General features: G+C 72.2%; 6 protein-coding genes. 3 read left to right on the top strand and 3 right to left on the bottom strand.

What is annotated here, in order from left to right; genetic code table 11:
* Positions 1–15: 15 nt before the first annotated feature.
* Positions 16–1767, bottom strand: coding sequence for a fatty acyl-AMP ligase (locus SSPS47_RS30645; RefSeq protein WP_239065124.1), 1752 nt, complete (start codon positions 1765–1767; stop codon positions 16–18).
* Between the two features lie 328 nt (positions 1768–2095).
* Between SSPS47_RS30645 and SSPS47_RS30650 the strand changes: the two genes are divergently transcribed.
* The 3 genes from SSPS47_RS30650 (at position 2096) to SSPS47_RS30660 (ending at position 15006) form a co-directional block, all read left to right on the top strand.
* A complete protein-coding gene (locus tag SSPS47_RS30650; RefSeq protein WP_275405181.1) occupies positions 2096–9565 on the top strand; it encodes a type I polyketide synthase in 7470 nt (2489 codons plus the stop codon).
* Positions 9566–9689: 124 nt separating this feature from the next.
* Positions 9690–14198, top strand: coding sequence for a beta-ketoacyl synthase N-terminal-like domain-containing protein (locus SSPS47_RS30655; RefSeq protein ID WP_164253746.1), 4509 nt, complete (start codon positions 9690–9692; stop codon positions 14196–14198).
* A gap of 40 nt (positions 14199–14238) precedes the next feature.
* Entirely contained in the window at positions 14239–15006 is a 768-nt protein-coding gene (locus tag SSPS47_RS30660) for an alpha/beta fold hydrolase (protein WP_164253747.1), read from the top strand.
* A 61-nt stretch (positions 15007–15067) separates the two neighbouring features.
* On the opposite strand, the gene SSPS47_RS30665 is transcribed toward SSPS47_RS30660, so the two are convergent.
* Together SSPS47_RS30665 and SSPS47_RS30670 are read right to left on the bottom strand one after the other, a co-directional pair.
* Positions 15068–15271 (bottom strand): ferredoxin, encoded by a 204-nt coding sequence (locus tag SSPS47_RS30665; RefSeq protein ID WP_343234911.1) that lies wholly within the window; start codon positions 15269–15271, stop codon positions 15068–15070.
* On the bottom strand, positions 15268–16530 hold the full coding sequence (locus tag SSPS47_RS30670; protein ID WP_164253748.1) for a cytochrome P450: 1263 nt from the start codon (positions 16528–16530) through the stop codon (positions 15268–15270). The genes SSPS47_RS30665 and SSPS47_RS30670 overlap by 4 nt, the downstream gene beginning before the upstream one ends.
* Positions 16531–16540: the final 10 nt, after the last annotated feature.

A 16540-nucleotide genomic window follows, 5' to 3' on the forward strand; every position in this document is an offset into this window, starting at 1 on the left:
GGCACCGGGCCGGCGTCAGGACTTGCGGCCCAGCGTGCCGTCCAGCAGCGACTCCACGACCTTCAGCCGCTGCAACTTGCCGCTCGGCGTCTTCGGGAGCGACCCGCGGGGCACGATCTCCACCCGGTCGGGACGCAGACCCGTCTCCTCGGAGACGCTCCGCACGACCGCTTCACGAAGGGCGTCGGCCTCGTCGCTGGCGTGGAGCTTGGACTCGACCACGATGGTCAGCGCCTCCGTGCCCAGCGCGGGGTCCGGGCAGCCCACGGCGGCGACCGCGCCCGGATGGGTCCCCGCGGCGTTGCTCGCCGCGGTCTCGAAGACGTACGGGTGGTAGTTGCGGCCCCCGATGATCACGACGTCCTTGACACGGCCGGTGACATAGAGCTGGCCGTCGTCGAGGAATCCCTGGTCGCCGGTGTGCAGCCAGCCGTCGCGCAGGACCTTGTCCGTCTCGTCCTTCTGCTGGTAGTAGCCGGACATCAGGGAGGGGCTGCGGAGCAGGATGTCGCCCTGCACCCGGTCGGCCACATCCGTACGGGACTCGTCCACGACCCGTACCTCCGTCCCCAGCACGGGTGTTCCCGACGAAGCCAGCTCCTGGCGGTCCGGGTCGTCCGGGCCGGCCTCCACCACCTTGCCGGTGTCGGCCAGCACGTCCCGGCGCACCGTCGTGGTGATCATGGGGTCCCCCGGCACGCACATGGTCGCCGCCAGCACGGTCTCGGCCATGCCGTAACACGGCATCATGGACGTCGCCCGGTAGCCGTAGGGGCTCAGCCGCTCCGCGAACCGGCGGAGCGTGGCCGCGTTGACAACCTCCGCGCCGTTGCCGGCGACCCGCCACGCGCTGAGGTCCAGGCCGGCCAGCTTCGCGTCGGGGATCTTCGTGGCGCACATCTGGTACGCGAAGTTCGGCGCCGAGGTGAAGGTCCCCCGGTAGCGGTGGAGCGCCCGCAGCCACCGTTCGGGCCGCAGCGCGAAGGACAGCGGGGGCATGGAGGCGACGGGGAGGCCGTGGAGGAACGGCGCGAGGTTGCAGCCGATCAGGCCCATGTCGTGATGCAGCGGCAGCCAGGTGACGATCAGCTCGCCCGAACGGAAGCAACGGTCCCCGATCGACGCGGCGTTGGACATGATGGCCCGGTGCGTCAGCGCCACCCCACGGCTGTTGCCGGTGGTCCCCGAGGTGAACTGGATCAGGGCCAGGTCGTCGGCGTCCGCCCGTACCGACGTCGGCACGTAACCACCCTCGAAGGGCGGCTCGATTATCTCGACGCCCGCTTCCTGGCACGGGCCCGCCACGGCGTCACGGAAGGACGGTGCGGAGATCACTGCGCGTGGCTCGGCCCTGCTGATCAGCAGCCGCAGCCGGTCCGACCAGCGCTGACGCCGCATCGTGGACAGCGGGGGCTCCGACACGAACGGGACGGCGCCGAGCAGGAAACAGCCGTGCAGCGCGGCGTAGGCGTCCGCGCTGGTGTCGAGACAGATACCCACCCGGTCACCGGGCCGCACGCCCGCCTCGGCGAGAGTGGTCGCCGCCGCGCCCGCGCGCTCGACGAGTTCGGCGGCGGTCAGCCGCACGGTCCGGCCCTCGGACTCCTCGATGTAGCACATCGGCTGGTCGGGGTAGAGCTCCGCACGCTCAAGCAGGGCGGCGCCGATGGTGGGGGCAGACGTCAGGGCGACGCGCTCCGCCGCCGCATCGGGCCGGTACTCCGCCCGGTCCTCGTGCACGTCCTCGATCGCTGCGACAGATGTCATGAGTTCATCCCTGTGATTGTGCCCGGTGACGTACTCCGCGCGCCGCAGGGTGACGCGGCCGTCCGGAGACAAGGAAGTAAATTCTGCTCTGTGCAGGCGCGTGAGGTTTTCCTCGCGCGGCTCGTGCACGGATTTACGCCGCTTATCTCGGGGTGACATGCGGCAAGCCTCAACCTTGCCCAAAGGGAGTGTCGCAGTCAAGAAGTTCAACAGCGCCGTGCGTCAGCTTTAGGGCTGTTTAAGAAAGACGCTAGGCGCTGGCCAGAAACTATGGCCAATAGTGTCGCCGCGTGCTGTTCGATCAGCTACCTCGAAGGGTACCCATACTGTGCTCGCTCTAGTCTTTCCCGGTCAGGGTTCGCAGCGTCGAGGTATGGGTGCGCAGCTCTTCGAGGCGTTCCCCGAGCTGGTCGTGCAGGCCGACGAGATCCTGGGATATTCCATCGAGACCCTCTGCCGGGAGAATCCGGACGGGAATCTGGAGAAGACCCAGTACACGCAGCCGACGTTGTACGTCGTCAATGCGCTGAGCTATTTCGAGCACCTGAATTCCTCCGGCGAGATCCCTGACTTCCTGGCCGGACACAGCCTCGGTGAGTACAACGCGCTTCTCGCTGCGGGCGTATTCGACTTTGCCACCGGATTGCGGGTGGTCCAGAAGCGCGGAGAGCTGATGTCGCGCGTGAACGACGGCGGAATGGCCGCCGTCGTGGGCCTCGACGCCGACCGGGTGGCCGAGGTTCTCGCCGGCCCCGGACTGGAATCGCTGTCCGTCGCCAACTACAACAACCCCGCCCAGATCGTGATCGCCGGCCCCCGAGACCGGATCGAGGCCGCCCGGTCGGCGTTCGAGGGGGCGGGAGCCGGGCTCTACACCGTCCTGCGGGTCGGTGGAGCCTTCCATTCCCCCCATATGGCCGGTGTTCAGGAGGAGTTCGCGGAGTTCCTGGGCGGGGTCGAACTGGCCGCCCCCACCGTACCCGTGCTCTCCAACGTGACCGCGCGACCGCACGGGCCCGACGTCACCGATCTGATGGTCAGTCAGCTCACCCGGCCCGTGCTGTGGACCGACAGCGTGCGCCACCTGATCGACCAGGGCGTCGAGGACATCCGGCAGATCGGACCGGGGCGCGCCCTCATCGGACTCGTACAGGCCACCCAGCGGGACGCGGCAGAGCGCCGCGCGCAGGAGCCGAGCACGGCGGAGGACCGGGCGGACACGACGCCCACCCCCGCGCAGCCCGCCACCACGCTGTCCGCCAACCCGACGCCCGACACGACCGCGACGGCGACGCCGACCGCCGAGACCGCCGGGGAACGGATCCGTACGCTGCGGCTGCGCCGTCCCGCACGGGACCGCGCCCAGGGTGGCACCGACCACACCGAGGAACAGCTCACCGCCCTGCTCCTCGCCGATCTGCGGACCATCGTCACCCGCGTGCTGACGGCCGACCCGGGAGCGCTGCGGGCGGAGACCGAACTCAGCGCCCTCGGCTTCGACTCCATCAAACTGATCGAGTTCGCCGACCAGCTCCGCGAGGAGTTCGGCGTCGACCTGACACCGTCGGTGTTCTTCGAGTACTTCACCATCGGCGCGTTCACCGCACATCTGCTCGCCGAGCACCGGGACACGGTCGTGGCCCGCTACCGGGACGGCGCCGCGGGCGGCGCGGAACAGACGCCCCCGGCGCCCGCCGAGGCCGCCGGGCGTGCCCGGTCCGGCGCCGTACCCGCGCCCCGTGACGGCGCCACCGCCGCGGCGGGCGGCGCACAGCCCGCCGCCGGTACCGGATCCGACGCCGTCGCCATCGTCGGGGTGAGCGCCGTCCTGCCCGGCTCCGCGGACCTCGACGAGTTCTGGCGGCACCTGGTCGACGGCACCGAACTGGTGACGGACACCCCGGCCGACCGGTGGCGGTCCTGGGCCGGACCGGAGCGCGCCCCCGGGGTGCGGGGCGCGCTCATCAAGGACTTCGACACCTTCGACTGCCGGTTCTTCGGAATCTCGCCCGGCGAGGCCGAACTGATGGACCCTCACCAGAGGATCTTCCTCCAGACCGTGTGGAAGGCGTTCGAGGACGCGGGACGGCGCCCCACCGAACTCGCCGGCACCCGCACCGGTCTGTTCGTGGGTCACGGCTCCATGGACTACGTGGAGGTCCTCGCGCACAGCGCGGCCGGTACCCAGTCCCACACCGCGACCGGGCTCGCGCACTCGATCCTCCCCAACCGGATCTCCCACCAGCTCGACCTGCGCGGACCGAGTGAGTCCGTCGACACCGCCTGCTCCTCCTCACTGGTCGCCCTGCACCGGGCCGTACGGAGCCTGCGCGAGGGAGAGTGCGACCTCGCCGTCGCCGGCGGCGCGAGCATCCTCATGAGCCCCACCCCCTTCGACTCCTTCCAGCAGGCCGGAATGCTCGCGCCGGACGGGCGCTGCAAGACCTTCGACCGAGCCGCGGACGGCTACGTACGCGGCGAGGGCGTCGTCGCCGTCGTACTCAAGCCACTCGACAAGGCCCTCGCGGACGGCGACCACGTCTACGCCGTCGTGCGCGGCAGCGCCGTGAACCACGGCGGGCGCAGCGCCTCACTCACCGCGCCCAGCCCGGACGCGCAGGCCGACCTCATCGCCACCGCGTGGCGCCGGTCGGGACTCGACCCCGCCACCGCCACCTACATCGAGACCCACGGCACCGGGACCAGCCTCGGCGACCCCATCGAGATCGAGGGCCTCAAGAAGGCGTTCGCCACGCTCCACCGGGACTGGGGCCACACCGAGCGGGCCGAACCGCACATCGGCCTGGGCTCGGTCAAGACCTCCATCGGTCACCTGGAAGCGGCGGCGGGCCTCGCGGGCGTCGTCAAGATGCTGCTGGCGCTGCGCCATGAACGGCTGCCCGCGCTCCGGCACTTCGGCGAACTCAACCCCTTCATCCGCATGGACGGCAGCCCGTTCAGGATCGTCGACCGCACCGAGGCCTGGCCGCGTCTGACGGACGGTGAAGGGGCGCCGGTCCCACGCCGCTGCGGGGTCAGCTCCTTCGGCTTCGGCGGCACCAACGCACACGTGGTGCTGGAGGAGTTCATCGCCGCACCGGCCCCGGACGAGGCCGCGGACCCGGCGGCCGGACCGTATCTGGTGCCCCTGTCCGCCCGTACCCCCGGCGCCCTGCGCGAGTACGCGGACGCGGTGGTGCGCTGGCTGGACGAGCACGCGCCCGAGAACGGGGCACCGGCCTTCGACCTCTCCGCGCTGGCCGACACCCTCCAGCTCGGCAGGGACGCCATGGACGAGCGCCTGGCCCTCGTGGTCGCCGACACCGACGACCTGTACGACGGGCTGGTCCGCTATCTGCGCGGCGAGGACGCCGACACCGCCTGGTACGCGGGTAACGCGGCCGGCGCCGGCGCGCTCTCCGGCGTCCTGCTGAGCGACGCGGAAGGGGCCGCCTATCTCCAGGCCCTCCTGGACCGCGGAGCGACGGACAAACTGGCCCGGCTCTGGGCCGCGGGCGCGGACCTCGACTGGCGGGAGCTGCGCGGCGACCGCCCCGTCCGCCGGACACCGCTGCCGACCTACCCCTTCGAACGGCGGCGGTGCTGGCCGCAGGACCTCGTACCCCGGCAGGCCGTGACGCCGGCCGGAGCTGTGCCCGTCCCCCACGCGGGCGTGCCCGCTCCGGTGCCCGCCGCCCCGGTGACGGACGAGCAAGTCGGCGCCCACCTCGCCGCCGTGTTCGCCGAGACCCTGAAGTGGCGCCCGGAGGAGGTCGACCCGGGGGTCGCCTTCGACGAGCTCGGACTCAACTCGCTGGTCATCGAGCAGCTCCGGCGTCGCCTGGTGGCCCACTACGGCCCCATCGACAGCACGACGTTCTACGTCTACAAGAACCTCGCCGACCTGACCAGGTACGTCGCGGGGAAGGCACGCGCCGAGGGGCTGACTCTGCCCGCCGTGGGAGGGCAGGGAACCGCCCTCGCTCCCGCCCCGGCTGCGGTGCCCGCGCCCGCCGTCGCTCCCGCCCCCGCTGCCGTACCCGCGCCCGCGCGCCCCGTCTCCACCCCCGTCTCCGCCGCCGCGGGCACCGGCGGCGGTGACATCGCCATCATCGGCATGAGCGGCCGCTATCCGAAGGCCTCGTCCCTGGCCGACTACTGGAGCAACCTGCTCGACGGACGCGACTGCGTCGGCGAGATCCCCATGGACCGGCCCGGCTACCGGCGCTACGCCGAGCTCGCACGCGAGCGCTACGGTGACAAGTGGTACCGATGGGGCGGATTCCTCGACGACGTCGACGCGTTCGATCCGCAGTTCTTCCAGATCTCGCCGCGCGAGGCACGGGCGCTCGACCCGCAGGAGCGACTGTTCCTGGAGACCGCCTGGGAGACGCTGGAGGACGCCGGCCACACCAGGAAGAGCCTGGCCGACCCGACGGCGGGCGACGCGCGGGGATCCGTCGGTGTCTTCGCCGGAGTGACGTTCAACAACTACCAGATGTTCGCGGCGAACGATCTGGAGCACGGGCAGTGGCAGCCCATCAGCTCGCAGACCTTCTCGATCGCCAACCGGGTGTCCTACCTGTTCAATCTGGGCGGCCCCAGCCTGACCGTGGACACCGCCTGCTCGTCGTCGCTGTACGCCATCCACCTGGCCGTCGCGAGCATCAGACGAGGCGAGTGCGAGACGGCGCTGGCAGGCGGCGTGAACCTCTCGCTCCACCCCAGCAAGTACATGATGCTCGCCGAAGCCGGTTTCCTGGCCGAGGACGGCCGCTGCCGGGCGTTCGGCGACGGCGGCACCGGCTACGTACCCGCCGAAGCCGTCGGCGCGGTGCTGCTCAAACCGCTGGAGCGCGCCCTGGCCGACGGAGACCAGGTGTACGCGGTCATCAAGGGCTCCGCGGTCAACAGCGACGGCCACACCTTCGGCTACAGCGTGCCGAACCCCGTCGCCCAGAGCGAGCTGATCACCGCCGCGCTGGCGGACGCCGGGGTCGGCGCGGAGACGATCAGCTACGTGGAAGCCCACGGCACCGGCACCAGCCTGGGCGACCCCATCGAGATACGCGGCCTCACCGACGCGTTCGCCGCTTCCACCGACGCCCGCCAGTTCTGCGCCATCGGGTCCGTCAAGTCCGGCATCGGGCACGCCGAAGCCGCGGCCGGCATCGCCCAGGTCACCAAGGTGGCACTCCAGATGCGGCACGGCGAACTGGTGCCCTCCCTGCTCCACTCGGCCACGACCAACAGCAACCTGGAACTGGACAGGACACCGTTCAAGGTCCAGCGGGAGCGGACCCCCTGGGAGCGGCCCCGCACCACCGGCCCGGCCGGGGACGAGCTGGTCCACCCCCGCCGCGCGGGCATCAGCTCCTTCGGCGCGGGCGGCGTCAACGTACACCTGGTGCTGGAAGAGGCGCCGGCCGTCGCCACCCCGCCGGCGCCCGCGCGTGACCTCGTCTTCCCCCTGTCCGCCCGCGAGCCCGAGACCCTGCGGGACCTGGCCGCACGGATGGCCGGCCATCTGCGGAGCCGGCCCGCCGGTGCGATCCGGGTGGCCGACGTCGCCCACACGCTCCAGAGCGGCCGTGAACCGATGGAGCACCGCGCGGCGTTCGTCGCCGACGACCTCCCCGGGATCCTGAAGGGGCTGGACGAGATCGCGGCGCCGACCGGCGGCCCCTCCTCGGTCAGCACGGGGCACCGCGAACCCCGTTCGACCCCGCCGCCCCTGGCCGACGGCGCGTCACCCAGCGAGGTGGCGTCCGCGTGGGTCGCGGGCGCGGCACCGGACTGGGCCGCGCACCTGCGGGGACTGTCGCCCCGCCGCGTCTCCCTGCCGACCTACCCCTTCGCCCGCCGCCGGTACTGGATGGCGGAAGCCGGACCGACCGCGCAGGCGCCCACGACGGCGCCCCCCGTTACCGCGCCCCCCGCTGTCGCGGCCGCCGCCGCCGACGTCCGGCCCGGCGACGCGGGCGAGACCCTGCTGAACCGGCTCGCCGGCCTCCCCGAAGGGGAACGCAATCCGGCGCTCGCCTCCTACCTCCAGACCGAACTCGGCCGTCTCCTCGAATTCCCCCCGGACGCCCCGCCGGACCGCCGGCGCGGCTTCTTCGACCTGGGCATGGATTCGGTGATGTCGGTGCGGCTCGGCAACACACTGGAGGAACTCCTGGGCATCGAGCTGTACACCAGCGTCACCTTCGACTACCCCTGCGTGGACGACCTCACCGGGTTCCTGCTGGAGCAGCTCGACCTCGACACGCCCGAGCCCGCCGCGCAGAGCGTCACACCCACCCGCGTCGGGACCGCGCCCGTCCAACGCACCGTCCACTACCGGGTGGACTGGGAGCCGGCGGCCGGGCCGCCGCGGAACGACGCGCGGCTCACGGGCTCCGTACTGGTCTTCGACCCGGACGGACGGCTCTCCGAACTGGCGCGGGAGCACGCCGGGGACGACGCGCGGATCGTCACCGTACGCACCGGCGACACCTTCGCCGGCTCGGCGGACTCCTACCGGATCCGGCGGGAGAACGACGAGGACTACGCGACGCTGCTCGCCGCCCTGGGAACCACACCCACCACCGTCATTCACGCCTGGCCGGGCCCCGAGGCCGGTCTCACCTCGGTGTTCCGCCTCACCCAGGCGCTGATGCGCGGCCGGGTCTCCCGCCCGCTGCGGCTGCTGCGCGTCGAGACGTTCAGCGGTGAGCACCCCGACGCGATGGCGGAGGCGTTCGGCGGATTCGCCCGCTCCGTCCGCCACGAGAACCCGAACCTCGTCTACCAGGCGCTGACCGTCGCCGTCACCGACGACCCGCCCGCGGACGTCCTGCGCGCCTGCGTCGGCGAACTGGCCTTCGACGACGCCGCGGAAGCCGAGGTACGGCACGACCGGGCCGGGCGCTGGACCCGCCGGCTGCGTGAACTGGCGCCCGCCACCGGGACCCCCAAGGTCGCCGTACGCGACGGCGGCACCTACGTCATCACCGGCGGCGGTGGCGGCCTCGGCCTCATCTTCGCCGAGCACCTGGCACAGCAGTCCCGGGTACGGCTCCTGCTGCTGGGCCGCTCCGAACTGGACGCCACCCGCCGGGAAGCACTCGACCGGATCCGTTCACTGGGATCCGAGGTGGTCTACGAGAGCGTGGACGTCAGTGACGCCGCCGAAGTCACCCGCGTACTGGACGAGACCCGGAGCCGCTGGGGCCGGCTGCACGGCGTCATCCACTCGGCCGGAGTCCTGCGCGACGCGCTGATACTGAACAAGAGCGCCGACGAGATCGGCACCGTCCTGTCCGCGAAGGTCGACGGCGCACGCGCCCTGGACGAGGCGACCCGCCTCGACGAACTCGACTTCTTCATGACGTTCTCGTCCCTGGCCGCACTCGCGGGCAACCCCGGCCAGGTGGACTACGCGTTCGCCAGCCGGTTCCTCAACGCCTTCAGCCGCGGCCGCGAGCGGCAGCGCGCACAGGGCGAGCGCTCCGGCGCCAGCATCACCGTCGTATGGCCCTTCTGGCGGGACGGCGGAATGCGCGTGGACGCCGAGACCGGCGGCTTCGTCCGCAGGCGGCTCGGACTGGAACACCTGCCGACGGACGCGGGCGTCGAAGCGTTCGACATCGCCCTGCGCACCGCCGAACCGGAGATCGGGGTGGTGCTCGCCGACCGCGAGAAGCTCGACCGGGTCCTGCGGATCGAACGCCCCGAGGAGAGCCCCGACGACATCTCCTCTTCCCGCACCACCGCCGTGGAACTGCTCGACACCTTGGAGGAACTGGGGCTCTGAGAGCCCCGCTGGATCGGGCCGTACCGGCGGGCGACCCCCGGACGCCCCCGGGCAAGTCCCGGACCCGCCGCCCGGACAGGGTCGGCACCGACGAGTACGGCTCCGACCGAGGAGGACACGAGCGATGACCGACGATGTGCTGCTGAGGCGTTCGCTGAACGCCATCCGAGTCCTCCGCGAGCAGATGCGGGAGCTGCGCTCGGCCGCCGAGGAACCGATCGCCCTGGTCGGTATGGGCTGCCGGTTCCCCGGCGGCGCCGACAGCCCCGAGCGGTTCTGGGAGCTGCTGCGCGACGGCAGGGACGCCATCACCGACGTACCGCCCGAGCGCTGGTCCGCCCACCGCTTCCACTCGCAGGCCCGCGACGAGCCCGGTACCGCCTACACCCGCAAGGGCGGCTTCCTCACCGAGGACGTACACGCCTTCGACGGGCCGTTCTTCGGCATCACGGACGCCGAGGCACGCGAGATGGACCCCCAGCAGCGCCTGCTCCTGGAGACGAGCTGGGAGGCGCTGGAGAGCGGCGGCCTGCTCTCCAACGGCCTCAGCGGTGAGCGGATCGGCGTCTTCGTCGGCGTCTCCGGCTCCGAGAGCTTCCTGCTGAACCGACCGCTCGACGACACCGGTCCCTACACCGCGACCGGTGTCGCACCCAGCATCACCGCCGGCCGGATCGCCTACGCCCTCGGGCTGCGGGGCCCCGCACTGGCCGTCGACACCGCCTGCTCCTCGTCCCTCGTGGCGATCCACCTCGCGGTCGAGAGCCTGCGCAGGGGCGAGTGCACGGCCGCCGTCGCGGGCGGCGCCAGCGCCATGATGTCGCCGGACGTCTTCGTCGCCCTCTGCCGTATGGAAGCCCTGGCCGCCGACGGACGCTGCAAGGTGTTCGACGCCGAGGCCGACGGCTACGTACGCTCCGAGGGGGCCGGCATGGTCGCCCTGATGCGGGCCTCCGACGCCGCCGCGGTGCGCGCTCCCGTCCTCGCCCTGATCGCGGGCTCCGCCGTCAACCACGACGGGCACACCGCCGGTCTCACCGTCCCCAACGGACGCGCCCAGCGCGAACTCATCACCGCGGCCCTCACCGCCGCCCGCACACGCCCCGACGAGGTCGACTACCTGGAGGCGCACGGCACGGGCACCCCGCTCGGCGACCCCATCGAGGTCCGCGCCGCCGCCGAGGTGTTCTGCGCCGACCGGGACCCCGCCACCCCCCTGCTCATCGGCGCGGTGAAATCCAACGTGGGCCATCTGGAGGCCGCCGCGGGAGTCGCCGGTCTGATCAAGACCGTACTGGCGCTGAAGCACGCACAGGTGCCGGGCAACCTGCACCTGAACCAGCTCAATCCGCAGCTGCGCGCGGACCGGCTGCCGGTGGACTTCTGCGACTCGGCCCGCCCCTGGCCCGCCTCCGCCGACCGCCCGCGCGTCGCGGGAGTCAGCGCCTTCGGATTCAACGGCACCAACGCGCACCTGGTGGTACGGGAGGCCCCCGCCGCCCGCACGCCACAGACGGGCACCGGCGACCGCCCCGCCCATCTGCTCGCACTCTCCGCCCGCGACCCGCGCGGACTGCGGGAGTCGGCGCTGCGGCTCGCCCACTGGCTCACCGAGCACCCGGAAGCCTCCGTGGCCGACGTCTGCCACACCGTCAGCGCCCGCCGTCCCGCCTTCCCGTACCGGACCGCCCTCGTCGTACGCTCGGCCGACGGCCTCGCGGACCGTCTGCGCGCCCTCGCAGACGAACCGGCCCGCCCGCCCGAGCGGACGACCGGCCCCGTCGCCTTCCTGCTCAACGCCACCGGGGACCGCGCGTGGCGGTCGGCGGACCGCCTGTACGCCTCGCACCCCGCGTTCCGCGACCACTTCGACCGGTGCGACGAACTGCTGCGGCCCGTCGTCGGTGAGCCGCTCGCCGCCGCGCTGGCCCAGGGCCCCTCCGGTTCACCGCTGTTCAGGGACGCCGTCGCCCTCGCCTACCAGATCGCGCTCGTGCGCGCGCTCGACGGCTGGCGGGTGTCGGCCGGCGCCGTCGCCGGCTCCGGACCGGGTGAACTCGCCGCCGCCTGCCTGGCGGGAGTCTTCGACGCCGGGACGGCGGGGCGACTGCTCGCCGCGCGGCACGAGGACGCGCCGGTACCGGCGCTCACCGAGGCACGCGGTCCGCGGCTGCGTCTGCTCCACGGCCCGCTCGCCGACGCGGTGAGCGCCGAGCGCGCGGCCGATGCCCTGTTCTGGGCCCGCGAGAGCGAGGGGACGACGACGCGCGCGCTGACGGAGGCGCTCGCCGGCCACGGGTACGGCACGCTGGTGTCCCTCGGCGACGCCGGCACCGACGACGAAGCCACACATCACGGGAACGCGCTCGCCCACTGGGCGGTCCCCGGCGACGACGTGTGGGAGGAACTGCTGACCGGCGCCGCCGACAGGTATCTGGCCGGAGCCGACGTGGACTGGTCCGATCTCGACCTCGGCCACGACCGGGCACGGCTCACCTTGCCCACCTACCCCTTCCAGCGGCGCTCCTACGGGCCCCTGGGCACGGCCGCACCCGCCCCCGCACGCGATTTCGGAAGCGCGCGGCCCATCGGGGAACTCGGCCTGCGCACGGTGCCCTCACCCCTCGACCAGCACCAGTTCGACACCGTCGTCAGCCGTGCCCTGCTGCCCGAACTCGCCGATACGGCGGGCGTACTGCACGTCGGCTACTACCAGGAGATGCTCGCCGCCGCGACCGCCACGGACGGCACGGGCGAAGGATTCCACGTACGGGACGTCAACTTCCACCAGGCGCTGCGGCTGTCCGGCCGTCAGGAGCGCACCGTGCAGCTCGTCGTGGAGCCCGCGGACGACAAGGGCTGGGCGGACTTCGCCTTCTACAGCCGTCCCACGGCGGGCACCGAATGGGACCGCCATGTGCGCGGCAGCGTACGGCCGGGCCCCGCCGACCGGACCGAGGAGGAGTCGGCGCCCCTGACCGGGCAGGGGCGGGAGCTGATACTCAGCCGCTGCACCGAGCGGGTCGGCGGCGAGGAGTTCTACAAGCTGATGCGGGACCGGGGCGTGGCCCTCGGCCCCTCCGTCGAATGGGTCGAGGAGGCATGGGCGGGCGACGGCGAGGTGCTCGCCAGGCTGCGGCCCGCGGGCGAGGCCGCCGTGCCCGCCGGCCGGCCCGGCCGCGCACTGCCTACCCACCCCGGAGTGCTGGACGCCTGCGTACAGCTCTACGCCCTGGCAGCCGGAGCGGCCCTCGCCGACGACGACCTGTTCATCACCGCCCGCCTGGGTGAGGCCGACGCCGTGAGCGCTGCGGTCACCGGGCCCCTCTGGTGCCATGTACGGCTGAGGTCGGCGGTGGGACAGCGGCTCGTCGGCGATCACGTGCTGTGCGACGACCGGGGCCGGATCGTCGCCTCGGGCCGGGACACCGAGGTCCAGGTCATCAGCCCGCAGGAGAGCCTCAGCCTGCTGGCCGCGACCGACGGCGAGCAGAGCGGCGACCACCCCGGCGAGATCCTCGCCCGCTACCGGGCCGCCGCTCCCGCCGACCGCCCCCGGGTACTGATGGACTTCCTCACCGAGACGGCCGCAGGCCTGCTGCGGCAGCCCGCCGACGAGATCCCGGCCGGCCGGCCGCTGGCCGAACTGGGCCTGGAGTCGCTGGCGGCCATGGAACTGCGCAAGCGGATCCGCACCGGCACCGGTGCCGATCTGCCCGTCGAACTCCTCGTCGACGGACCGTCGTTGGACGAACTCGCCCGGCACATCGCCTCGGAGATCGACACCGACGACGAGCCGGACACCACCTGCTCCGCACCACGCGACTACGACCTGGACAGCGCGCGCTGGCTCGGCACCGCCGTACGGGAGACCTCACGGCTCCGGCTGTTCTGCCTGCCCTACGGCGGTCGCGGCGCGTCCCTGTACCGTGACTGGCCGCACGAGCTCGACGGCGGCGTCGAGGTCTGCCCGGTCCAGCTGCCGGGCCGCGAGGAGCGCGCCGACGAACTGGGAATCGTCAACGTGGACGAGGCGGTCGAGAGCATCGCGCAAGTCCTCAAACCGTATCTGGACCGGCCCTTCGCCTTCTACGGCCACAGCATGGGCGGCCTCCTCGCCTACCGCATGGCGCACCGTCTCGGCGCGGAGCACGGCTCACTGCTGCGCCACCTGTTCGTCGGCGCGTTCAGCGCGCCCACCGGCGCCGTCAATCCGCTGGACGACCGCATCCTCGCCGTGATGCGGTCCCTCGGGTTCCCCGGCATGCCCGCGCAGCAGGACCTGCTGCGGCTGCGGCGCGAGCGGCCGGGGGAGTACGAGCAGGCCCTGCGCCGGGAGTTCGACGACCGGGTGGCGGCCAAGCTGGACGCGTCGACCAGCGGCTGCGGCTACGGAGACCTGCGGATCGTGCAGAGCTACCGGCACGATCCGGCGGAAGCCCCGCTGGCGACCGGGGTGACCGCCTTCCACGGAGCCGGCGATCCGGTGGTGCCGGAGGCCGACATGCGAGCCTGGGAAGGCCTGACCAGCGGCCCCTTCGAGCTGCGGGTGGTACCGGGCGACCACTTCTTCCTGCACGGTGACCAGAGCGGTCCCCGGCTGCTGGCAGCATTCTCCGAGACACTGCGCTGACGGCGCGCAGACCCACCGACGAGGTAAGGAAAGAACAGTCATGGCAGGAGCTACCGAGGCGACCAGCCCGTGGATCATACGGTTCCACCCGGTCCCGGAACCCCGCGTCAGGCTGGTGTGCTTCCCGCACGCCGGGGGATCGGCGTCGTACTACTTCCCGGTCTCGCGCGTGCTGTCGTCCGCGGCCGAGGTGCTGGTCCTCCAGTACCCCGGCCGGCAGGACCGCCGCGACACCCCGTTCATCGACAGCATCACGGAACTCGCGGACGCCGTCACGGCCGAGCTGCGCGGCGGACCGGACATCCCGACCGCGCTCTTCGGGCACAGCATGGGCGCCACGCTCGCCTTCGAGGTCGCGCGGCGACTGGAGCGGCACGGCGAGAAACCACTCGCGCTGTTCGCCTCCGGCCGGCGGGCCCCGGCCGAGGTGAAGGACGAGGGACTGCACAAGTCGACCGACGCCGAACTCATCGAACACGTGGCCCAATTGAGCGGAACGGGCGTGGAGGTGCTGCGCGACCCGGACATCGTGCGCATGATCCTGCCCGTCATGCGCAGCGACTACCGGGCGGCCGAGACCTACCGTTACCAGCCGGGCGAGAAGCTGACCTGCCCCGTCTACGCGCTGACCGGCGACAACGACCCGCAGGTCAGTACGGTGGAGGCGGACGCCTGGACCCACTACACCGACGGACCGTTCGAGAAGAAGGTCTTCGAGGGCGGCCACTTCTTCTTCACCACCGGGCCCGAGAAGCCACTGGCGTACGTCGCCGAGTGCCTCGCGGCACTGACGTCCGGCACCGCCTGACGTTCCCACAGCACGATCGGCGGTCCCGTCGGCGCGTACCGGCGCGGACGGGACCGCCGGTCTACGGCGTGTCGACAGAGATCACCTGGGCGGGGCAGTTGCCGATCGCGGCGTGCACCGCGTCGTACTGGTCATCGGCCGGATCGTCCCGCAGGACCACGACCACCCCGTCCCGCTCGTCCTGGTCGAAGACCTCCGGTGCGCTGAACACGCACATGCCGGACGCCACGCACCGCTCGGCGTCCACCCGCACCCGCAGTGTCATTTGTCCTCCCCGGCGGGCAGGACGGCGTCCCACTCCACGGGGAGCGCGGCCGGGCCGACCACCGGCGTACCCGTCTTGAACGCAATGTCGGCGAGGTCCGCCGCCAGGCGCAGTGACGGGATCCGCCGTGTCAGTGTCTCCAGCACCACGCTCATCTCCAGCCGCGCGGTCTGCTGTCCGACGCACTGGTGCGGCCCGTACCCGAACCCCAGATGCCCCTCGGCCCGCCGGCCGACGTCCAGCCGCTCCGGATCCTCGAAGACGGCCGGGTCACGGTCGGCGGTCTGCACGGCGAGTACGACGTAGTCGCCCTTGGCCAGCGGCTGTCCACCGATCTCCGTGTCCTCGGTGACTTCACGGGTCAGACCGGCGGCGCCCCCGAAGCAGCGGGCGAACTCCTCGACCGCGGCCGGCAGGAGCGACGGGTCGGCCCGCAACCGCTCCCACTCCCGGGACCCGCCGGACTCCCCGGAATCGACCAGCAGGGCCAGCAGGCCGTGGGTCAGCGTCGTCGCCGTCGTGTCGAAGCCGCTGATCAGCAACCCGGCGCTCATCATGACCAGTTCGGTGTCGGAGAACGGCTCCGCCGACGCGGCGCTGCGTCCGATCATCCGGCTGATCGCGTCGTCGCCGGGGTTCTTCCGCCGCTCCTGGACCAGCCCGTGCACGTACCGGAACAGCGGTTCCGTGCTCGCCCTGATGCCCTTCTCACTGGTCGCGGAGCCGAACATCGCCGCCGCCGCGTCGTGGAACAGCCCCCGGTCCGAGTACGGCACACCGAGCAGGCCGCCGATGGTGGCCGTGGTGACCGGGACCGCGAAGTCGCGGTAGAACTCGGCCGACCGGCCGGCCGCCGCCAGCGCGTCGATCCGCTCGTCGACGATCCGCCGTACGAGCGGGCGCAGTTCCAGCAGCCGCCTCGGCATACCGATCTCGGGTCCGAGATGGTGCCGGAAGCGCTGGTACGCCGGTCCGTCCATCCGGGTGAACTCGCCTTCGGCGACCGGGCGGTCGGGATTCATATGGGCCAGCACGTGAGCCGCCTGCCCGGGGCGGCTGCTGAACCGCTCCGAGTCCCCCAGCACCTCCCGGACGTCGGCGTACCGCGTGATCAGCCAGGCGGTGATGCCGGTCGGGCACTTGACCCGGATCACGGGGGTGGTCTCCCGCAGTCTCGTCATCTCGGGCGCCGGCCCGAAGGGGCATTCGTCCAGCCGGGGAGTGGGCAGCGCCGGGATTTCTTCGGTCGGTCGTGACATGGAGACTCTC

Source organism: Streptomyces sp. S4.7, from assembly GCF_010384365.1.
In the GTDB taxonomy this organism is placed as follows: Bacteria; Actinomycetota; Actinomycetes; order Streptomycetales; family Streptomycetaceae; genus Streptomyces.